The sequence below is a fragment of the Polaribacter sp. genome (assembly GCF_049276715.1).
GTDB lineage: Bacteria > Bacteroidota > Bacteroidia > Flavobacteriales > Flavobacteriaceae > Polaribacter.
Window position 1 is genome coordinate 151788 of record NZ_JBASWY010000009.1, and the last position, 22244, is coordinate 174031.

The 22244-nt window shown below is 30.2% G+C and carries 19 protein-coding genes; 5 read left to right on the forward strand and 14 right to left on the reverse strand.

Annotated features, from left to right (window positions below; translation table 11 throughout):
• Window positions 1-127 precede the first annotated feature (127 nt).
• Window positions 128-3442 carry a reprolysin-like metallopeptidase gene (locus tag WAO74_RS02890; RefSeq protein WP_422159525.1) on the reverse strand — a complete coding sequence of 1105 codons (3315 nt, stop codon included), beginning with the start codon at window positions 3440-3442 and terminating at the stop codon, window positions 128-130.
• Window positions 3443-3506: 64 nt separating this feature from the next.
• Between WAO74_RS02890 and lipB the strand changes: the two genes are divergently transcribed.
• Window positions 3507-4214, forward strand: a complete 708-nt coding sequence (gene lipB, locus WAO74_RS02895) for a lipoyl(octanoyl) transferase LipB (RefSeq protein WP_422159569.1) — start codon at window positions 3507-3509, stop codon at window positions 4212-4214.
• Window positions 4215-4310: 96 nt separating this feature from the next.
• On the opposite strand, the gene WAO74_RS02900 is transcribed toward lipB, so the two are convergent.
• Window positions 4311-5363 carry a nucleoid-associated protein gene (locus tag WAO74_RS02900; protein ID WP_422159571.1) on the reverse strand — a complete coding sequence of 351 codons (1053 nt, stop codon included), beginning with the start codon at window positions 5361-5363 and terminating at the stop codon, window positions 4311-4313.
• 225 nt (window positions 5364-5588) lie between these two features.
• The gene (locus WAO74_RS02905) at window positions 5589-6188 is read right to left on the reverse strand and encodes a ribonuclease HII (protein WP_422159527.1); all 600 of its coding nucleotides are present in this window, start codon (window positions 6186-6188) and stop codon (window positions 5589-5591) included.
• A 230-nt stretch (window positions 6189-6418) separates the two neighbouring features.
• On the opposite strand from WAO74_RS02905, the gene WAO74_RS02910 reads away from it, so the two are divergent.
• Both WAO74_RS02910 and WAO74_RS02915 read left to right on the forward strand, forming a co-directional pair.
• Window positions 6419-8323, forward strand: a complete 1905-nt coding sequence (locus tag WAO74_RS02910; RefSeq protein ID WP_422159529.1) for a putative porin — start codon at window positions 6419-6421, stop codon at window positions 8321-8323.
• A 138-nt stretch (window positions 8324-8461) separates the two neighbouring features.
• Window positions 8462-8716 carry a hypothetical protein gene (locus WAO74_RS02915; protein ID WP_422159531.1) on the forward strand — a complete coding sequence of 85 codons (255 nt, stop codon included), beginning with the start codon at window positions 8462-8464 and terminating at the stop codon, window positions 8714-8716.
• On the opposite strand, the gene WAO74_RS02920 is transcribed toward WAO74_RS02915, so the two are convergent.
• Both WAO74_RS02920 and WAO74_RS02925 read right to left on the reverse strand, forming a co-directional pair.
• Complete coding sequence (locus WAO74_RS02920) at window positions 8667-9119, reverse strand: GNAT family N-acetyltransferase (protein ID WP_422159533.1); 453 nt, start codon at window positions 9117-9119, stop codon at window positions 8667-8669. The genes WAO74_RS02915 and WAO74_RS02920 overlap by 50 nt on opposite strands.
• On the reverse strand, window positions 9119-10585 hold the full coding sequence (locus WAO74_RS02925) for a Na+/H+ antiporter NhaC family protein (RefSeq protein WP_422159535.1): 1467 nt from the start codon (window positions 10583-10585) through the stop codon (window positions 9119-9121). The genes WAO74_RS02920 and WAO74_RS02925 overlap by 1 nt, the downstream gene beginning before the upstream one ends.
• An 82-nt stretch (window positions 10586-10667) precedes the next feature.
• On the opposite strand from WAO74_RS02925, the gene WAO74_RS02930 reads away from it, so the two are divergent.
• Window positions 10668-11690 carry a metal-dependent hydrolase gene (locus tag WAO74_RS02930; RefSeq protein ID WP_422159537.1) on the forward strand — a complete coding sequence of 341 codons (1023 nt, stop codon included), beginning with the start codon at window positions 10668-10670 and terminating at the stop codon, window positions 11688-11690.
• Window positions 11691-11740: 50 nt separating this feature from the next.
• Here the strand turns inward: WAO74_RS02930 and WAO74_RS02935 are convergent, their stop codons facing one another.
• Both WAO74_RS02935 and WAO74_RS02940 read right to left on the reverse strand, forming a co-directional pair.
• Window positions 11741-12580, reverse strand: a complete 840-nt coding sequence (locus tag WAO74_RS02935) for a hypothetical protein (protein ID WP_422159539.1) — start codon at window positions 12578-12580, stop codon at window positions 11741-11743.
• Between the two features lie 73 nt (window positions 12581-12653).
• Window positions 12654-13853, reverse strand: coding sequence for an aminotransferase class I/II-fold pyridoxal phosphate-dependent enzyme (locus WAO74_RS02940; RefSeq protein WP_422159541.1), 1200 nt, complete (start codon window positions 13851-13853; stop codon window positions 12654-12656).
• A gap of 156 nt (window positions 13854-14009) precedes the next feature.
• Between WAO74_RS02940 and WAO74_RS02945 the strand changes: the two genes are divergently transcribed.
• Window positions 14010-14468 (forward strand): Lrp/AsnC family transcriptional regulator, encoded by a 459-nt coding sequence (locus WAO74_RS02945; RefSeq protein WP_422159543.1) that lies wholly within the window; start codon window positions 14010-14012, stop codon window positions 14466-14468.
• Between the two features lie 57 nt (window positions 14469-14525).
• Here the strand turns inward: WAO74_RS02945 and WAO74_RS02950 are convergent, their stop codons facing one another.
• The 7 genes from WAO74_RS02950 to rsgA all read right to left on the reverse strand — a co-directional run bounded on the left by WAO74_RS02950 (window position 14526) and on the right by rsgA (window position 22174).
• The gene (locus tag WAO74_RS02950) at window positions 14526-16484 is read right to left on the reverse strand and encodes a transglutaminase domain-containing protein (RefSeq protein ID WP_422159545.1); all 1959 of its coding nucleotides are present in this window, start codon (window positions 16482-16484) and stop codon (window positions 14526-14528) included.
• A 5-nt stretch (window positions 16485-16489) separates the two neighbouring features.
• Complete coding sequence (locus WAO74_RS02955) at window positions 16490-18403, reverse strand: DUF3857 domain-containing protein (protein WP_422159547.1); 1914 nt, start codon at window positions 18401-18403, stop codon at window positions 16490-16492.
• A 196-nt stretch (window positions 18404-18599) separates the two neighbouring features.
• Window positions 18600-19235: a YceI family protein gene (locus WAO74_RS02960; protein ID WP_422159549.1), complete on the reverse strand. Its 636-nt coding sequence runs from the start codon at window positions 19233-19235 to the stop codon at window positions 18600-18602.
• A gap of 79 nt (window positions 19236-19314) precedes the next feature.
• A complete protein-coding gene (locus WAO74_RS02965) occupies window positions 19315-20028 on the reverse strand; it encodes a tRNA threonylcarbamoyladenosine dehydratase (protein ID WP_422159551.1) in 714 nt (237 codons plus the stop codon).
• On the reverse strand, window positions 20025-20669 hold the full coding sequence (locus WAO74_RS02970) for a TatD family hydrolase (RefSeq protein ID WP_422159553.1): 645 nt from the start codon (window positions 20667-20669) through the stop codon (window positions 20025-20027). Before WAO74_RS02970 ends, WAO74_RS02965 begins: the two co-directional genes overlap by 4 nt.
• Before the next feature lie 5 nt (window positions 20670-20674).
• Window positions 20675-21127 carry a D-aminoacyl-tRNA deacylase gene (gene dtd, locus WAO74_RS02975; protein WP_422159555.1) on the reverse strand — a complete coding sequence of 151 codons (453 nt, stop codon included), beginning with the start codon at window positions 21125-21127 and terminating at the stop codon, window positions 20675-20677.
• A 78-nt stretch (window positions 21128-21205) separates the two neighbouring features.
• Window positions 21206-22174: a ribosome small subunit-dependent GTPase A gene (gene rsgA, locus WAO74_RS02980; protein ID WP_422159557.1), complete on the reverse strand. Its 969-nt coding sequence runs from the start codon at window positions 22172-22174 to the stop codon at window positions 21206-21208.
• Window positions 22175-22244: the final 70 nt, after the last annotated feature.

The following is a 22244-nucleotide window of genomic DNA, read 5'->3' on the forward strand; positions in this document are numbered from 1 at the left end:
CCATACTTATTGCTGGCGGATTTACTTTTTTTCCAGGCAGATTTTTACACACTTTCTTTTTTGGAAATTAAACACAAAAAAAACCACATTATAATAATGTGGCTTAATTCTTTTTTGCGAAAATTGCTTATTTAATCACTAATTTTCTAGTAGTTTGTTTAGCTCCATTACTAATTCTTAAAAGATATAAACCTGCTGAAGCTCTATCAAAAATAACTTTTCTTGTAAAATAAGAACTTGTATTCTCGTAGTTTTTTTCTTCCACCAATCTACCTCTAACATCGAACAATTGTAGTTTAACATTTTCTGCATTTTCCATATTAAAGTTTAAAGTAAATGCACCATTTGAAGGATTTGGAAATAAGTTAAAGTTAGAAAAAGAAGCATCATCTACAGAAGCTGTATTGTCTACTATTACTGTGTAATCTTCAGTTTCACCATATTCTGATAAATGATCTTCTAAACAAGGTCCTTCTCCAAAACCAGTTGTAGGGTCATCATATTCTATAATAACTCTCATTCTTGTACTTCCAAATCGAGCATCATTAGGTATATTTATATCAAATGTTGCAGTGCCTATATCATCTAAAACTGTACCTAAATCATATCGTTCAGTAGTAAGATCAAAAATAAAATCTTGATTCCAATCTATAAACACCCAACAATGATCTTGAAAACCAGCTGTATTCATGGTTACCGAAATTTGATGAGAATCGCCTCTTTTTACATTTGTTGAAACTGATGTAAAGTCTTCATAGCCACCAGATATATTATTACCAGAATCATTATTTATTGCATTAAAAGTTACGTTTGTTATAAACTCTTTTTCGTTGGCATTCGTATTTGCCCAAGTTGATGCACAATAAGAAGCTTCGATTGTAGTGAATGAAAAGGCATTAGAAAAAGAACCTTCTCCACAATTATTTTTAGGCTTTACTCTCCAATAATATATTGTTTTCCCATTTAAATTTGTGGATGTATATTGGTTTGTAGTGACATTACCACTTGAAACAATATCGGTAAAATTAGTGTCTGTAGCTATTTGAACATCATAAGAAATTGCATTTGCATCTGCATCCCACATTAATACTTCACTTAAAGCTACACTTCTTTTACCATTCGTTGGCGACGTAAGTCTTAATGGCTGAAAAGTAGAGGATGTTAACTTTAAAGCTAACGTTATATTTCTAGTGACAGATGCAGATTTTGCTTCCATAATAATGGCATAATCTTGTGCTGGTTTCCCATCTAAATTTGATACTGTAATACTTACATCTCCATCTGCATTTAATGATGTTGGACTAAAAACAACTGTTGAACCTGTTGGCTGACCTGTAGCTGTAAATGAAGCTGTTTCATTAAAACCATTTACAAAATCTAAATTCACTGTATAATTAACAGTTGCATTTCCAGTATTACAAACCGCTTTCACTCCATTAGATTCTGATAAAATAAAAGTTGGAGTTGTTGAATTTATCGTAAAATTAACGGCATTAATATTATAAAAAATATTATCAGCAGCTTCCACTATTATTCTTGCAGTTCCTGTAGCGTTATCAGGTACAACTATATCTTCTGAACCATCATTTGGAATATTTGATTTTAGTGTAATTGGATATGTTAAACCACCATCTGTAGATAATTTAATATTTACAGACGCACAATTTATAGGCGCTAAATTGGTACTTCCTTTTTCCCAAGTAATTGTTTGAGTACTTCCAGTATCCCAAACAACCTTAGAATTTTGGCTGGTAACCATAAATGGAGTAGAATCAGAAATGGACACTTTCATATCATCTCTAGCTGTGCTACCTCCACCAACATTGTTATCTCTTACTAAAAAAGAAAAGTTTAAATCTCTTACAACAGATGGAATTCTTTCCCATTCACTACCAGTAGAACCATTTCCACTTAATACTGTTGCCAAATCTGGCATATATCTAATAGGACTGGTTTTTGATGGCAATGATTGAAACATTGGACCAACAGCATTTGTTGCTAAAGGTGGCATTGTGCCAATTTCGGTGTCTAATTGCTCCCAATTATAAGTTAAAGAACTCATACCATCTAAATCATTAGAAACACCAGTTAATTTAAAAGGGGTAGATTTTGGTATTGTAAAGTCTGCTCCTGCATTTGCTGTTGGTGCAGTATTATTCGTATTTGTTGTAGCTGCACAATTTGCACTCGTTTGAATAATAGCCCACATTTGTGCAATACTTACTGCATGAAAATGATCATCACTATTACCTGTAGAAGGACCTGTACCAATAACATTAGGAGAACAAATACCTGCATAACCCATTATTGTAGAACCACTTCCTGGCTCTACAGCTGTTAGATTAGTTCTGTTACAATTATTGTTTTGAGTATGCGTTGCACCAAATTGATGCCCTATTTCATGTGCTACATAATCAATGTCATAAGGATCATTTACAGGAGAACCAATACCTGTAACACCTCTCGCTTTTTCACCTGATCTACAAACAACCCCAAGACCAGCTAAACCATCTCCTCCAATACTAAAAATATGTCCAATATCATAGTTAGCATTTCCTATTTGAGCATCACAAATAGTTTGCACTTCATTAATCATTGTACCTGCATTACCATCAGTTATATTATCTGAATTTGCATCTAAGAAAATAACGTTTGCGTTGTTTCCAACAATAACCATTTTTACACCTAAATCTTTTTCAAAAACTCCATTAATTCTTGTCATGGATGTGTTCATTGCAGATAAAACTGCTGCTTTCTTTACAGCTTCTGAAGCTATAGAAGACACTCCTTGCCTAGTTAAATGAAATTGCGAATATTCTCCACTACAAACCAAAGCGAGTCTGTAGGTTCTTAATTTACCATCATTTGCATTTTTATTCTGTAAAGCAGGTAATAATTCTGATTTGGCACTTTGTTCTACCAAACATTTAAAATCTCTATTATCATTAGACAAACTATTTCTGCTGTAAACAATATAATCTTTATTGTCTTTAGAATATGGATCTATATATACTGTAGCTTCTTGTCCAGAAAAAATTACACCATGCAAACCATCTGAACCTATACTAATTTTTGCAATTGCTGTTGGATCGTCTATACCTTGTGCAGAATACGATTTTATATTAGGAAACTCCTGTTGCAATTCGATTTCGAAGTTAGAATCTTCTTTTATTGAAAATTTTCTAAGATTCCCATTTGCATCTGGTAATTCTATGATATTCGCAGATTTATTTCCTTTAGATTGTAGTGTGTTTTTAAAAGCCTCTAAATTTAGAGATACCAATTTATAATCTTTTGGAAAGTTTTTCTTATTGTAGACCTCTGCATCACTTTTTGCATACTCAACTTTTGTTAGTTGATTCCATAATTTTTGAGCTTGAACCTCTGAATTGCTCAATAATACAAGAGCTACAAATAAATAAAAGTACTTTTTGATTTTCATGAATATCAATTTAAATTTTAATGCGACCAAATATAATGAATTATTTACCTTTGTAGCGCCAATTATGAACAGAAACATACTATTTAAAGATTTACTTTTTAAAGATTATAAAGAAACTTGGAACTACCAAACTCAGTTGTTACAAGAAATTGTTGATGTAAAAGTCTCTAATCGTAGAAATAACTTACAAAATACCACTAAAAATCACTTTTTATTTGTGGAACACCCTCACGGTTATACATTAGGAAAAAGTGGTGATTTGAATAATTTGTTATTAAATGAGCAACAATTAAAAGAAAAAGGTGCTACTTTTTATAAAATAAATAGAGGTGGAGATATTACCTATCATGGTCCAGGACAAATTGTGGGCTACCCAATTTTAGACTTAGAAAATTTTTTTACGGACATTCATAAATACCTTCGTCTTTTAGAAGAAACCATTATTTTAACGATTGCAGAATATGGTTTAAAAGGAACTAGAAGTGATGGAGAAACTGGAGTTTGGTTAGATGTTGGAACACCATTTGCTCGTAAAATTTGTGCGATGGGTATTCGCTCTTCACGATGGGTAACCATGCACGGTTTTGCTTTAAACGCAAATGTAAATTTGGGTTATTTTGACAACATTATTCCCTGTGGAATTCGTGGAAAAGCTGTAACTTCTATGGAAGCTGAATTAGGAGAAAAAGTTAATTTAGAAGAAGTGAAACAAAAAATTTTAAAGCATTTTAAAAGCCTTTTTGAAGTTGATGAGTATTTGGTTGAAGTTTGAAGTTTGAAGAAAAGTGAAACAATTTCCCCAACTAACGACTAACAACTAACGACTAACAACTAACAACTAACAACTAACAACTAACAACTAACAAACCTACTTTTCTTCGTTAAAATATACTTTGTAAAATTTCATTTTCTTTTCCTCATCATAACCTCTTTCTAAGTATTCAGAGGCTGCTTCTGGTGCATCCACATCTAATTTAATACTGATGTTTGTATCTAACTTAATTTCTGTTTTTAGCTTACTTTTTTCTTTTTTCAGAACCACATTAGAAACATCAAAATTATTGCGAATTAAAACATCATTTAAGGTTTCGTAATGCTTTTTATACTCTTCAAATAAATCTTTGTGTTTCTCTTCTTCGAACATTTCATCTTTAAAATTGTTATAATCTACAGACTCATGTTCTTTAAAATAATCTACTGTGTTTGCTAAAAAATCGCCCTGTTTGTGTTTGCCAAACTCTGGTTTTATAACTTCTTCAGAAAACTCTTTACACATTTCTAAATAGTTTTGTGTGTGCGAATTGTAATCGTCTGCCAATTTAACTCCAAGAAAATTTTTAATCCAATATTGGGCATCATAATTGTTGTTATCTACAGAAAAAACAATAGTACCTTCTGCATCTGAAGTGTTTAAAATTAAACACCCTTTATCTATTTTTTTGGTTGATATTCCTTTTTGAACCACTACATCAAAACTCTCATTATCATCTAAATAGGTCTGAAAAAAATCGACTTTATTTTCTATTTTAAAAACACCAACTGCTTCTGTTAACACATCATTATATTCTATGCCTTCTATTAAAACAACCAAAACATCACCTGTTTTAATTTGGGCCGAATTCGATTGTTCGTATAAATGATTCACCATGTTTTTAGAAAACTCTACAAATACATTTTCATCTGCAAATATTTGCGATGAATAATTGTTTAACTCGTTTAAACGTATATCTGCATGATGAGAAAAACGATAACTTTGGGTTAAAGTTCCAAAAGGTTTTAGTAAAAAACTTTTCATTAAATCGTAGCTTTCTTGATCGAAACGAATTAAATTTTCAGAAAAAACATTGTGCCCACTATTAAATTTATTGGCAACTTTATGTAAAATACATTTGGTAATTTCTGCTCTTGTTTTTTTAATCATCATCTAAAAATTTGGAGCGTAAAAATAGAGAAAGTTTGCATATGATTTGAAGTTTTTTGATACAGATTTCATGGATTCTCAGAGATAAATCTTGACTAAACTTTTTTATTTTTCTGAAAATAAGCAAGCAAGTCTAGCCCTGATTGAACGGTTTGTTTGAGCTCTTTTTTGATTTTTTAAGCAAAAAAAGCGAGTAGTGAAAGCAGGAATAGCTTCTAAAAAAAATTATAATTCTAATTTTAATTGTTCTGGTAGTAATTTAAAAGTTTTTCTGTGATGAATAGTTGCACCAAATTCGCGAATTGCATTTCTATGTTCTTTGGTTGGATATCCTTTATTTTTTTGCCAATTATACATGGGTAATTCTTGATGAATTTTTTCCATATAGGCATCTCTATAGGTTTTTGCTAACACAGAAGCTGCAGCAATACTTAAGTATTTAGAATCGCCTTTTACAATTGTTTTATGAGGTATTTCTTTGTAATCTCTAAATTTATTACCATCAACAATAATAAATTCTGGTGTTATTTTAAGTTGTTCAATAGCTCTGTGCATGCCAGTTATAGAAGCTTGTAATACATTAATTTCATCCACTTCTTGTTGCCAAACAAAACTTACTGCAAAAGCCAACGCATTTTGCTCTATAATAGGTTTTAATTCTTCTCTCCTTTTTTCTGATAATTGTTTAGAATCATTTAAAAAAGGATGGCTAAAATTTTTAGGTAATATTACTGCAGCTGCCACAACTGGACCAGATAAACAACCTCTCCCTGCTTCATCTGTCCCTGCTTCTAAAGAAAAACCACTAAAATTTATTGCGAGCATATTGCAAAGAAAAGAAAACTTTTTGTTTTAGATTCCTGTTTACATAGGAATGACATTTTTAATGATACTTCAAATATATTTGAAGAAACATTCCATTATTAACTATTTTCATCATAATTATTAACTATTATTTACGTTTAATTATTTTACATTTGCCTTTGTTGATATTTACAATGCAGAAACGTTTACTTTTATCATTATCACTGTTATTTTTAATAGTTTTTTCTTCTTTGTCACAGAGAAAACTAGGTGGAGATGTAAAAAAAAGCCAAGAAGATATTTCTCTTTCTGGTGGAGATTCTTTGAACTCTAGAGAAACAAAAGTTATTCTTTCTGGCAAAACAAAATATACAGATTATAAAGTTTTTTCTCATAACAGAGATACCACGTACATTGATACTACTTTAACCATACAGAAAGAATATCTTTTTAATTACTTAAGAAAAGATAATTTCGAATTTTTAGAATTTCATAACCAAGGACAAACGTTAAACAATTTAGGCTACAGTTTTAACAATTTAAAACAATTTCCAGATTTAGGCTTTACTGCAAAACAAGTTAGTTATTTTGGTATTGATGACATAACCTATTACGAAGTTCCTACACCTACTACAGAAATTTTATATAGAACTGGCTTAGAACAAGGGCAAGTTGTAGACGCATTATTTACTCTAAATTTTTCTAAAAGATTAAATGTTTCTCTTTCTTATAAAGGCCTTCGTTCTTTAGGTGCTTACAGAAACTCTTTGGTAAGTAATGGCAATTTTAGAGGAACCTTTGGCTATAGAACTAAAGAAAATCAATATGAAATTAGAGCACATTTAGCCATTCAAGATTTTTTTCATCAAGAAAATGGTGGTTTACCTGATGACGATTTACAAAAATTTATTAATGAAGATCCTAATTTTGATCAACGTTCTAGATTCGATGTAAATTTAATTGATGCAGAGAGTCAATTCGATGGTAATAGAATTTATATAGAACACAGCTACAAACTAATTTCTAGCAAAGATTCTCTGACTGATAAAGATTTTAGCAATCTTAAAATCGGACATATTTTGACCAATGAAAGTAAAGAATATAGTTTTTCTAAACCCACAGCAACTACTTTTTTCGGAACTTCGAATTCTACAAATGCAGCTGATAATAGCGCTAAAAGCAAAATAACAAATAACGAATTAAACCTAGAATTTAACTCTAAATATGTTTTAGGTAGGTTTAAAGGAAAAGTGAATTTAACCAGTTATTCTTATGGTTATGACACTATTTTAAATACAACAAGCACTATTAACAAATTAAAATTAGAAGGAAATGCCATTTCTTTTGGAGCAGATTGGAGGGCTAAAGTAAAAAGTTTTCAATTAAATGCAGAGGCCAATATAACTCCAGGTTCTGGCAGATTATCTGGAACGCATTTGCAAGGTGAAGCCCTTTACACAAAAGATAGTGTTTTTACAGTGAAAGGAACTTTATTAATAAGTTCTAAATCTGCAAATTTTAATACCCTTTTGCATCAAAGTAAATATGATGATTACAATTGGGAAAACAACTTTAGCAATGTAAATACAAGGGATTTAGGTTTCGATTTTAGTTCTAAATGGATAAACGCTTCTCTAAATTTTACAAATATTGATAATTATACGTATTTTGATGAAAACAATACACCACAGCAATTTGGTGATCAAATTACCTATTTAAAAGTAAAAGCAAATAGAGAATTTAAGTATTGGAAATTAGCATTAGACAATACAGTCATGTACCAGAATGTGAGCAGTGGAAGTTCGGTTTTTAGAGTACCAGAATTTGTAACAAGAAACACTTTTTATTACACAGATTATTGGTTTAAAGGAAAGCCAATGTTAGTAAATATGGGCATTACATTTAAATATTTTACAGAATACAATGTAAATGCATACAACCCATTGTTATCCGAATTTACCATACAAAACGACCAAGTAATTGGTTTCCCTACTTTCGATGTTTTTTTCAATGCACAAGTTCGTAGAACGCGTTTGTATTTTAAAATTGATAATGCTGGGGCTGGTTTTTCTAAGAAGAATTATTTCTCTGCTCCCAATTATCCTTACAGAGATTTAACAATTCGTTTTGGTTTGGTTTGGAATTGGTTTATATAAAATCCCATCCTAAATCCTTCCCAAAGGGAAGGACTTTTAGCTAGTTTGAAAATAATTGGAATTGGTGTTTAGTATTAGAAAAATGTCACTTCGAGTGATTTTTGAAGAATGAAAAAATTGTATCGAGAAGTTTTAAAAATGAAAAATCAACTTAAAAATAACTGGAAACTCTTTTTAATTGCTAGTTTAACTTTAGGTTTAGCACCTTTTAATCCTCCTCATATTTGGGGCAAACTGCAATGGATTTTAGGTGGAAATGCTTTTTCTGGGGAAAATGCGATGCAAGCCCAAGATTGGTTTGATGTTCTTTTGCATGGAACACCTTGGGTTTTGCTCTTGATTTCTATTGTATTAAATCTTTTTGCATCACAGGTAAAAAACGCCCAAAAATAGCACTTTCTTTTTGATCAATAATTATAAATCCTTTTGATTCATAAAAGGGAACTGCATTCGGGTCTGCCAATAAATTTATAGAATTACATTTTAAGGAAATTGCTTTTTCGAAAGCATGGGTTATTAATTTATTTCCAATTCCTTTGCCCATAAATTTTGGCAAGACAAACAAAAACTCTAGTTCAATCGTTTTTTCTTTTGGTTGATTTAAAATATAAAAACCAATGATTTCAGTTTCAAGAATACATTTATAAACGATCATTTCTTGAATCATTTTTTCTGAAACTGTTAAATCTGCTGTCCAGTTTTTTATCTGTTCACTAGAATAACCCCAAAAAGCTTTTGATCTTAATGCAATTTCTGTAAGTTTTTTGGCATCAGAAAGAACTGCGAGTTCAATCATTATTTATCCTTTAACATTCTAATTTTAAGATTTAAAGCAGCAAATAGTAAGGTCATAAAAGGGCTTAACCAATTAAAAATGGCATACATAAAGTACTCTCCTACTCCTACTCCTAATACTCCAGATTGATATGCCCCACAAGTATTCCAAGGGATTAAAACCGAAGTAACTGTTCCAGAATCTTCTAAAGTTCTACTTAAATTTTCTGGTGCCAAACCCCTATCTACGTAAGCTTTTTTAAACATTTTACCAGGTATTACTAAGGCCAAATATTGGTCTGAAGCAACAATATTTAAACCCAAACAACTTACAACTGTACTTGCAAATAAGCCAAAAATAGAAGTTGCCACAGAAAGTAAACTTTTAGTAATTCTAGCTAAAGCTCCAATTGCATCCATAATTCCTCCAAAAACCATCGCACAAATAATTAATAAGATGGTCCAAAGCATTCCTAAAATTCCACTCGAAGAAAACAATTCAGTTAGTTTATCATTATCAGTTACCACTTGAACGTCTGTCCAAATAGAATTTATAATAGCATAAAATTCTGAGTTTGATATCCCCAATAATACATCTGTTTGAAAAATAAAGGCAAAAACAATTGCTAAAAGAATACCTGCACCCAACGCAATTAATGGTTTTGTTTTTAATAAAATCATTGCAATTACTGCACCTGGCACTAAAAATAACCAAGGAGTTATGTGAAAAGTACTCTTTATACTTGCTAATAAATCGCTTATATCTGCACTTCCTGTAGTATCTACAGTTCCACTTAAAATAGCAAAAACAATTAATGTAATTATTATAGTTGGTACTGTTGTGTATGCCATATATTTTATGTGCGTAAACAAATCTGTACCAGCCATTGCTGGTGCAAGATTGGTTGTATCTGAAAGTGGAGACATTTTATCGCCAAAATAAGCTCCAGAAATTACGGCTCCAGCAATCATTCCTGTTGGGATTCCTAAGGCACTTCCAATACCAATTAAAGCAATACCCACTGTTGCAGAAGTAGTCCAAGAACTACCTGTAGCAATTGAAATAATGGCAGCTATAATTACAGAAGCAGGTAAAAATATTGCAGGACTCAATACTTGTAATCCATAATAAACCATTGCAGGAATTATACCACTTACTAACCAAGTACCAGCCAAGGCACCCACTAACACAAGAATAATTATAGGTACAAAAATACTTTTCCAGTTTTCCCAAACTTCTGCAGCCATTCTTTGAATAGAAACTTTATTTAAAAAACCAACAATAGCCGAAACTACACCTCCCATCAATAAAATATATTGATTCGAGTAATCTCCAAACCAAGCACCATCTTTATAAAAAATATTATAGGCCAATAAACCCATAAGAATAAATACTGGAATTAACGCCTCCCAAATATTTAGCTCTTTGTTATCTATAATTTTTTGGTCTTCTATATTAATTTCTGATAAATTTTTACTGTCTTGCATTCGATAAACTTTTTTTGTTGTGTAATGTTACGATTTTACAAAATCTTATGCAAATCAAATTGGTTGACTTATTTTTGTAAACATGGATTCAATTACTCAAATTGTTTTAGGCGCTGCTTGTGGAGAAGCTGTTCTTGGAAAAAAAATAGGAAATAAGGCTTTGCTATTTGGAGCAATTGGAGGTACAATACCAGATTTAGATATTTTTGTTGGACGATTTTTGTACAACAACGAAATACAAGCAATGGCTTTTCATAGAGGTTTTATGCACTCTATTTTATTTACAATTTTAAGTGTTTTTTTCTTTGGATGGCTTACTTACAAACTATATAATTCTGGAAAAAGAATAGCAACAACAACCCTTAAAGATTGGATTTTACTTTTCTTTTGGGCTATTTTCACACATCCTATTTTAGATTGTTTTACACCTTATGGCACCCAATTATTTGCGCCATTTTCTAATTATAGAGTTGCTTTTAACAACATTTCTGTGGTAGATCCTTTTTATACCCTTCCTTTTTTAATTTGTATGCTAGTTTTGATGTTTTTTAAAAGAACAAATAATAAAAGACAAATTTGGTTAAAAGCAGGCATTTATATAAGTTCTGTTTATATGCTTTTTACGGTTTTCAATAAATTTTATATGGATACTGTTTTTGATAAATCATTTCAAAAAGGTGGAATTTCTTATAAACGATTTACTGCTCAACCTACTATTTTAAATAATTTTTTATGGTATGCAGTTGCAGAAACTGAAAACCATTATCATTTTGCTTTTTATTCTTTATTTGATAAAAGTTCTATCTCAGAAAAGGTGATTAAAATTGAAAAAAAGCACAATTTAATTGATATGAATGATGATAATTTACAAACCCTTGTTTGGTTTAGTAATGGATATTTTAATCTTTATAAAAAAGAAAAAGTAGGTACTTATAAATATGTAGATTTAAGATATCCTCCATTAAACCCTGAGGATGCAAAGACTTCCGTTTTTAACTTTACCCTGTTTCATAAAAATGGAGAATGGGATATTTTACCTTTTGACGGAACTACACCTAGTAAAGAGGATTTTAGTTTGTTTATAGAACGAATTAAGGGAGAATAAAAAAAATCCTGCAAATAGCAGGATTCATTTTTAGAACAATCATTTATTTTTTATTGCGGACAACTAACTTGAATATCCCAAGCTGTGCTGCTTCCTATACAACCAGAAACATAAATTTTTAGTTTACTACCATTAGCTGGATTGTGATTTACGGTAAAAGTACCTCTTTCTCCAACAAAACCATCACTTACTGTAGCATTATTACAATTAAGTTGTGGAGGAAACTGGCCTGAGCCTAGAGAACTACCTGTTCCATCTACCCAAACATCATTATAAAGTACATCGATTCTATCTGGCACACTATAAGTATCATAACTAATAGTTACATCTCCAGAATTAGAACCTAAATCGTATTCAAAAATTGTTAAACCATCGCTACCAGACTCAAAACCTGGACAAGTTTTTGGAGGAGCTATTGTAACATTTGTTGATAACACATTACTTACCAAACCATTACTATCGTAAATACAATATACGATTGTAAAATTACCATCTAAAACAGTAGCTGGTATTCCTACAGGTAAAATAATTTGACCACTAGATTGCGTTGATCCTGTACTTGGTATATCCCAATAAGTAGATGCTCCATTCACCTGAACATAACAGCCACCATAACCATTTGTAGTTGTTGAGCTATAAGAAAAAGGCAATGCCAAAACATTATCATTCGTAATTCTGGCAGCACTTTGGTTGTTAGAAACATTTGGTGCATTACTGCTAGTACTAGATGCTGGAGGAGTCCCAGTTACCACATTTCCTTGAATAACTATGGCTCTAGATAATTCGTCTGGGTTAGAAGGATCTATTTCCATTGTTAATTCTTCTGAATCACTTCCACCACAAGAAGTAACTAGTAACATCATAAAAAGGAATTTGAATATTTTTTTCATAATAAATAAAGTTTAAGTTTATTACAAATAAAAGACATATTCTAACTTCATAAAATACCTATAAATAGGTATTTTACAATACTTTAACCTCAACCATACAAGCTTTCATCATTTTATAAGTTCTTTCAATATCATTATCTAAACCAATAGAGAAACGAATTAGTCCATCAGATAAACCCATTTCTTTTTGCTCATCTTCTGGTATTTCTGAGGATGTAGAACTTCCTGGAGCTGAAAATAATGTTTTGTAAAAACCTAAGCTTACAGCTAAATAACCCAAATTTTTGTGTTGCATTAGTTCCATTAATTCATTGGCTTTTTCTAAAGAACCAACATCAACAGTTAACATACCTCCAAAACCATATTCTGCATTCATCATACTTTTAAAAAGTTGATGAGAAGGATGACTTTCCAAACCTGGATACACTGTTTTTAAACCATCAGCTTGAAATTTATCAGCCAAAAAAGAAGCATTTTTACTGTGCTGTTTCATTCGGATGTGCAAAGTTCGCATGTTTTTTAAAACAGATGCTGCTCGTAAACTATCCATAGTAGAACCTAACAACATACAAGCTCCATCATTTACATTTCTTAAATCGTTAATAAATTCTTGAGAGCCACAAACTACGCCTCCAACAGTATCTGAAGAACCGTTTATAAATTTTGTTAAACTATGGCAAACAATATCTGCACCTAGTTTTGCTGGTGAAATTGAAAGTGGAGAAAACGTATTATCTACTACTAATTTTAAATTGTATTTTTTTGCTAAAAGTGATAAGCCTTTAATATCTGCGACTTCTAAAAGTGGATTACTTACAGATTCGCAATATAAAATTTTTGTGTTTTTTGTGATGGATGCTTCCACAACATCTAATTTGGTAATGTCTACAAAACTAGTTTCAATGCCCAATTTTGGAGTGAAATTTTTTAAGAAAGCATACGTACCTCCATAAATAGTTCTGCTCGAAACTATATGATCGCCAGCATTACACAACTGCAATAAAACCGGAGTTATAGCTCCCATTCCTGAAGCAGTAACATTTGCTGTTTCTGTGCCTTCCATTGCTGCTAAAGCCTCTCCTAAATATAAATTTGAAGGTGTTGAATGACGTGAATATAAGTAACAACCATCTGCATTGCCTTCAAAAGTATCGAACATGGTTTTTGCTGATAAAAATGTATAGGTTGATGAATCTGAAATGGATGGATTTACACCTCCAAATTCGCCAAAATATTGTAAATCTTGAATGTTGTTTGCTGGATTGAAACTCATAATTAATAGTTTTATTTTATATCAAAGAAACAGCTAAACAGAATTAATATCAATATATACATTCATATATAGATTATTTATCTAAATTTGATTTGTTATATAGTTTTAAAAACTAATAATTAAGGATAAAATTAATTTAGTAGAAAATTTTTAAGTATGCAGTTAGATTCTACAGATAAAAAACTCATCAATTTATTACAAAATGATAGTAAACAAACTACCAAACAGTTGTCTTTACAACTCAACTTGTCTGTTACTGCTGTGTATGAACGCATTAAAAAATTAGAAAAGGAAAAGGTGATTGAGAAGTATGTGGCAATCATCAATAAAAATAAAATAGAAAAGTCTTTTTTAGTGTTTTGCCATATAAAATTGGTGCAACATTCCAAAGATTATGTAACTACTTTTGAACGTGAGATTTTAAAACTAGAAGAAGTTTCTGAATGTTTTCATGTAAGTGGCGATTATGATTATATTTTAAAAATATTTGTAAAAGATATGGAAGAATATAGAAATTTTATGGTTACAAAATTAACCGCTATAAAATATATTGGCAGTACTCACAGCACTTTTGCTATTGAACAAGTAAAAAATACCACTGTAATTAATTTGTAAAAGAAAACCCAAAACTAAAAAGTTTTGGGTAGTATAATTTATTTTTAGTCTGTAAAACTAGATCTTAACTAACACAATTTTTTCAGATTGTTTCGCAACCAACTTGCCATAAAAATCCTTTAAAAACGCATAATATTGAGGAGGAATCATTGGAGAATTAAATTCTAAAACAGATACTGTTTTAATTTTATTTCCTAGTTCTTGAACTTGATATTTAAAAACACCAATATTGTCTGGTAATCCTATAGCCAAAGCTTCTGGTAATGATTCTATTTTATAGCCTGCAGGAATTTCTATAGAAGCTCTGGTAATATCTTTCCAAGCTGTTGCAAAATCTACTGGAAATTTTCTATCTTCTAATTTAAAAGGATTATTATGTTGCGTTAAAAATAATAATGGTTCAATGTATACTTTATTATTTATGGTTTCAACTAAGTCTTCTGAAGTAAATTTAACACTTCTAGTAACTGGTAAATCTAAATCCTCTTCGTTTGCAATTTTAAACTCATCAATCTCTATTTTATTATTTTCTTCGTATTTAGTAATTAAGACTTCTTCTTTTAAGTGATTGTTATTTCTTCTAAAATTTAAAGCGTTTAAATTATCGTATTTTGTTCTAATAAAACCCTCTAAAGCTAAATCATCAGTAACTTTAACAATAACCATGTTTTCTTCTGTTGCATGGTTTGTTGATGATAGCTTTACCCAGTCAGAATCACCATCTTTTGTAACTATTCTTCCATCCCAATTTAGAGCTCTAACAGGTAAAATATTAGGCACACTATATTCTTCTGTAGCATCTAAAAGCACATAAGAATTGTCTGGAAACTTAACCACAGAAATTACATAATCAAAACCTTTATTGGTAGGGAAAAGTGGCACTCCATTTCCTCTAGAACTTACTAAAACTGGATCTGCATTTAAACCAGCTTCTCTTAACATAGAGGTTAATATTAGATTTACATCTGCAACATTACCCGCATTTTCTTTGTAAGCAGTTCTAACTCCTTTACTTGTATATTTACCATAAGAACCATTCCATTTTACTTTCTTTTTTACGAATTGAAAAATAGCATTTATTTTATCATCATCTGTTTTTGCTACAGCAAGTATTTTCTCTAAATCGTCTTTAAAATAGCTAGTTTTTTCAAGTTCTTCTCCAAAGCTTTGAGACTTAAAAATTTCTTTACTAATGTTTTCCCAAGAAGTAGCATAGTTTTTAAATTCACCACCAATAGCTAGAAAATTAGTTTGAGAAATTTCAAATTTCATACCTCCTCTGTAATTATTAATGTTAGCAACATAAGGTTCGTTATTTTTTAAAGCTGGTATATTTTCGTCATCAAAAGAAAATATATTGGTTCTAAAACTTGTACTTCCAATTATATTACTTCTAGAATCGGTTTTCATGGGCACTGTATGAAAACCTTTGCTAGTTTTGTTAAACACATAAAACTCTGCATATTCAATTTTACATTCTAATTTTTTTATGGGTATCGCTTTTTGAAACTCTACATCTTCTATATATTTTTCATAAGGAGAAACAATTGTGTACTTAAACTCAATTACACAACCTTCACCAATTTTGGGCATTGTAATTTTATAACTGCTGTTAAAGTCGTTTAATTCTTCTTTAAAAATACCATCTTTAGACAATTTTTCACTTTCTAATTTTCCGTTTTCAATGTAAAAAGTATAGCCTTTAATCCCTTTTACAGATTCTGAACTTCCTTTATCTGGATCGTAAAAGAAAATGGATTTTGTTGCATAATCAAACCCCTCTTTGGTGTATATTTTAATTCTGTGATGCACATCTGTTATCAATTGAAAACCTACATTTTGAGAATAATCCATGTAAGTTCTTCTATATTTATATAGATAAGCAGCATCTGCTGTAGAATCTAATGGATAAAATTTCTCTGAAACTTCTTCTTCTGAAACTTTACCGAATTTATAATCTTGAGCAACTGTACAAGTTGCAATACATATTGATAATGCAAATATTATTTTCTTCATAACTTTTATTTTTTTGTAATGGCTATTCTTATGTTTTCTAATTTGGCTACTTTTTTTCTAAAATCTCGATATTCATCATAATCTTCTTTTGAATGTGTACCTTCTTTAATTGATAATTCTCTTTTATAAATAAAAGAAGTATCATTTAATTTTTCAAAACTAATTTTATAGACTCCGAATTTAGTTTCCAACTCTGTATTTTCTGGCAAAGAAGTGATGTTATATTTAATAGGAAGATTTATTTTGTACTCATCTACATCTTTAAAACCTCTATCAATTTTTAAAGGTAAAACTCTGTTTCTGTACCTTTTAGGAACGAAGTTATTATTGTTAAAAACATTTACTCTAAATAAATATTCGTTTTCGTTTATAGTAGCATAGTCTTTTATGGTGATGTTTAAATTCTCAGTAAATTCAACTTCATCTTTATTATTCGTAAGTTTATAAGTATTTATTTCTAAATTGTTATTGTAACTCCAAACTCTAGATTTGTAGTTTTTAAATAATTCTTCTTCTGTAAAATCTACTAAGTAATATTTATCATCATATTGAGTTCCTTTAGAAACTATATCTAAACTTGCATTTACATCACCAGTATCTGTTAAAGTTATATCTGCTTTTGTAGTTTGAAGATTTACATCATCTTTATATTGTGTTGTATGTTTTATAATACCTCCTTCTGGCGTTATTACTAAAACATCTCTATCGTCTGTAAAATCTCCTAAAAAACCAAAAGGTGCAGTTTGGCTTGTACATTCTAACCAAATATCTTTACCATTATTTGGTAAATTTATTATAACATGATTCCCCTGAATTGATGCAAACCCTTTGTCTAAATTTCTTTTTTCTTGAGCATAAACTACTGTATAATAAGCTGTAACACCTACCACATCTAACAATGCTTTTGTGTAATTTGCTAGACCTTTACAATCTCCATAACCTACTTCATCAACTAAATTTGCTGCTATTGGCTCCCAACCACCAATACCCACTTGCACGCTTATGTAACGTGTTTTATTTTGCATAAACTGGTAAATAATTTTGGCTTTTTCTAAAGAACTTTTAGCATCTTTAACTAAATCTAAAATCTCTTTTTTAGTAGTTTCATCTATAATATCTCTGCCTTCCAATAAAGATTTATGCATCCATTTGCCAAATTCTTTCCAGTTATTTGCTTCTCCATAAACCCCTTTTAATGTAAACTTATCTAATGCCATTTTTAGCATTGGTAAAAAATCTCTCGAAGAAAGTGAACTATTTTCATATTCGAAAGCCTTTTGATTTTTAATTGTATACACCAATTCTGTTTCAGATTCGCTTTTTTCGATATTAAAACCTTTAAAATTAGCCTCTTTTTTCCTCCAAGAAATTGCATTCGGATTATGAATTTTGTAACTACTTTTTTCCACAGAAACATAATAGCCATTTACAGGAAACCAAGATGGAATAAAACCAGTTGAGGAAGTCTTATAAGTAGATTCAAAAACCAAAGTATAAGGATAAGATACTGGATTATAATCTACATATTTTACTCTAGAGTCTGAGTATAAAGTTCCACCATCTACAGCACTTACGTCTAAGAAATCTCTTTCTTTATATTTTTTTATTTCATTTCCAAATGCATCGTAAATAATAGCAGATAGGTCAGTTATTTTTGTGTCATCATCGTAGCTTTCTACAATTCTTGCATCTGAGTTACCGAGTTTATTTAAAACGGTTACTACTTCTCTTTTAGTAACAACCATTTTATCTACATCTTCAATTGTAATTTCTACTGAGCTATTTCTAACCACAGCATTGGCATCTTCTATAAGTTCAGAAGGTATAAGCAACGCAATTAATTCGTTATTCTGCCCTAAAACATTTAAAGAGAAAACAAAAATAGATATTAAAAAAATTATTTTTTTTTGGGAGAACATAGCAACTTTATAAGTTCCCCAAAATATAAAAAAAACCCAAAACTAAAAAGTTTTGGGTTTTAAATTTTAAATACTATTTATTTAAATGTGATCCATCACAATATCCATCTGGGTTTGCAGTATTTCCACATCCACAAGGTCTGTTTGCTTTATTATTTTTCATAGTTATCTGTTTTTTAGTTAATATTAATATTTATTATGCTTTTGTTTTTACAGTAAAAGAAAACTCCATCATATCATCAATAAATTTATCTTTTAAATTATCGAAGAAAGATTTAGAACCATATTTTACATTAAAATCTGCTCTATTTACATTAAAGGTTTCGCTTTTAAAAGTGATTACACCATCTTCTGTAGTAATTGTTGCAGGTATTGTAATGCTTTTTGTTACATCTTTAATCTGTAAATTACCTGTAACTGCTAAATTCGAATCGTTGTTTTTAACACTTGTAATTGTAAATGTAGAAGTTGGGTATTTCGCTACATCAAAAAAATCGGCCCCTTTTAAATGACCAACAATTTTATCTGCTCCTCCAGAACCTTCCATGTCTAAATTTTTAATGGTATTTAAATCTACTACAAATACACCTCCTATTAAAGAACCATTTTTCATCTCTAAATTTCCGCTTTTTAAAGCAACTGTTCCATCATGAGAACCTGTTGGTTTAGATCCTTTCCAAGTTAAGATAGATGCAGTTACATCAACATTGTCCTCTGTAGAAGTTTTACTGATTTTAATTGCGTCGTTTAAAACTACACTTTCTTTTTTTGGACTTTTAAATGCCGTAAATACAGCTGCTAATACTAATAATGTAATAATCGATTTTTTCATGTCTATGTAAATTTAATGTTTTTATAATTTATTTTCCATGGCAAATATATGGTAAATTATTTTCCAAGGAAACTATTTTTTACTTTTTTAACAAATAATTAATAACATGAGCAGCAGCTTGTAACCCAAAAGCAGCAGGCATATAGCTTATGGTGCCATAAAAAGATTTTTTATAATTTTTTCCATCGGTTGTTTTTAAACTTTCTGGAATTTGAATTTCTTCGGAATAAACAGCTTTAATCCCTTTTGTAATGCCTACTTTCTTTAATCTTTTTCTTAAAAATTTTGCCATTTTACAATTGCGAGTTTTACCAATGTCTGTAACTTTTATTTTGGTTGCATCTAGCTTACCTCCTGCACCCATAGAACTTATTAACTTTACTTTTTTACGTTTTGCAGCAATTAATAAATTTAGTTTTGGAGTAATACTATCTATACAATCTAGCACATAATCAAACTCATTGGTTACAATTGCTAAAGCACGTTCTGGAGATATAAATTCTTCTAAAACTGTTAATTCTAATTCAGCATTTATGTCTTTTAATCTGGCTTCTAAAACCTTCGCTTTCGGTTTTCCTATGGTAGAATCTAAGGCTGGTAATTGTCTGTTTTTATTGGTAACATCAAAAACATCACCATCTACAATGGTCATTTTTCCAATTCCTGCTCTTGCAATAAATTCTGCTGCAAAAGAGCCAACTCCACCCAAACCAATAATTAAAATATTGGCATTTTGTAGTTTTTCTAAACCTTCTTTTTGCACCAACAATTCTGTACGTTCTAACCAACTCATTTTTTAAATATGTTTTTAAAATTTTGTTTTATTTCTGTTTGTAAATCTTTTAAATTGATGTTTTTCACCTCTGATATTTTCTCATAAAACTTTTCAATAGCTAATTCAGAAGTATCAGTTTCTACTAAAATTGATGAAATTGGAATTTTAGAAACCACTTCTTGCAATTTTTTATTATTGATGATTTCTTCTCCAAATGATAAAATAATTCCGTTTTTAAGCAGACTTTCTGCAATTTGAAGATTTTTGTTGAAACCATGTAAAATCCAAATTTGATTTGGGTTGATCTCTTTTTTAATTTCGATAATTTCTTGATGCGCTTTTACACAATGAATAATTAATGGTTTTTGATATTTTTCTGATAAGTGAACTTGCTTTTTAAAAACTTCTTTTTGAAGTTCAAAATCTGTTTTTATGATTTTATCCAAGCCACATTCGCCTATTGCAAAACAGTTTTCGAGTTTTAGTTTTTCTTGAATAATTAACAATTCTTCATCAATTTTATTTTGATTGATGAACCAAGGATGGATACCAATTGAAAATGGATTTGAAAAATTAGTTGAATCTGGATAGGTATTTACAATCGAAAAAGTATTTTTTTCTAAAGAAAAAGTATGTGTATGTGCATCATAAAAAAACATAAAAATTACTCTTTATTTTTAGAATCGATGATGATGGTTACAGGTCCATCATTTAAAAGTTCTACTTTCATATCTGCTCCAAATTCGCCTGTTTGCACTTTTTTATTCAACTCTTTTTCCAAAGATGATACAAAGCTTTTATACAAAGGAATGGCTATTTCTGGTTTTGCCGCTTTTATATAACTGGGTCTATTTCCCTTTTTGGTAGCTGCATGCAAAGTAAACTGACTCACTACAATTACTTCTCCATTAACATCGAGTAATGAATTATTCATCACTTCGTTTTCATCATTAAAAATTCTAAGATTGGCTGTTTTTCTAACTAGAAAATCGATATCATCTTGAGCATCATCAGCAACAATTCCTAAAAGAATTAACAATCCTTTTTGGATGTTTGCAACTTTTATAGCGTTAATAGTTACACTTGCAGAACTTACTCTTTGAATTACTATTTTCATATTCCTATCCTTAATCCTTTCCAAAGGAAAGGAAACTCATGCTCTTTATTTTTTGAGGTTAATTCAGCTTTTTGGGAATTAAAGGAGATCCTCTTCTTCGTTCCAAATATCGGTTCTAAAATGTTCTGATTCTTCTTCTCCTTCCAGAATTTGCAGATAACTTTTATAACGCGACCAAGAAACTTTACCTTCTTCTAAAGCTTCTTTTACAACACAATTCGGTTCTTTTGTATGGATGCAATTATTAAATTTACAATCTTGTTTTAAGGCAAAAAATTCTGGAAAATAATCTCCCAATTCATATTTATCTATATCTACAACTCCAAAACCTTTAATACCTGGAGTATCTATAATTCGAGCATCGAACCTTAAATCGAACATTTCTGCAAAAGTTGTAGTATGTTGCCCTTGTTTATGTTGTTCAGAAATTTGTTTTGTTTTTAGATTTAAAGCAGGTTCAATGGCATTTACCAACGTTGTTTTTCCAACTCCTGAATGCCCAACAAACATAGAAGTCTTTCCAAGCATCATTTCTTTAATTTTATCTACGTTTTTATTTTCGGTTGATGATACTTCTACACATCTGTAGCCAATAGCCTCGTAAATATCTTTTAAGTATAAAATTTCTGCTCTTTCTTCTATTTCGTAAGAATCTATTTTATTAAAAACCAAAATAGTATCTATTCTGTAAGCTCTTGTAGACACTAAAAAACGATCGATAAAAGTGGTAAATGTTGGTGGATTGTTTATGGTGATTAACAAAAAAACCTGATCTACATTTGCAGCAATAATATGGGTTTGTTTGGAAAGATTTACAGATTTTCTGACGATAAAGTTATCTCTATCTAAAATGGTTTTAATAACCCCAGTTTCTTCATCACCTTTTTTCTCTAAATCGAACACTACTTTATCGCCAACTGCAATTGGGTTGGTGCTTTTTATGTCTTTGATTCTAAATTTTCCTTTGATTCTACATTTATGAAAATCGCCATCAGTAGATTTTACTTGATACCAACTTCCTGTAGATTTATAAACTGTTCCTGTCATTAATACAAAGATGCAGAATTTTCATTAATAATGATAATGTCAGTTCGAGTGATTTTCGATTTTAAGAGAA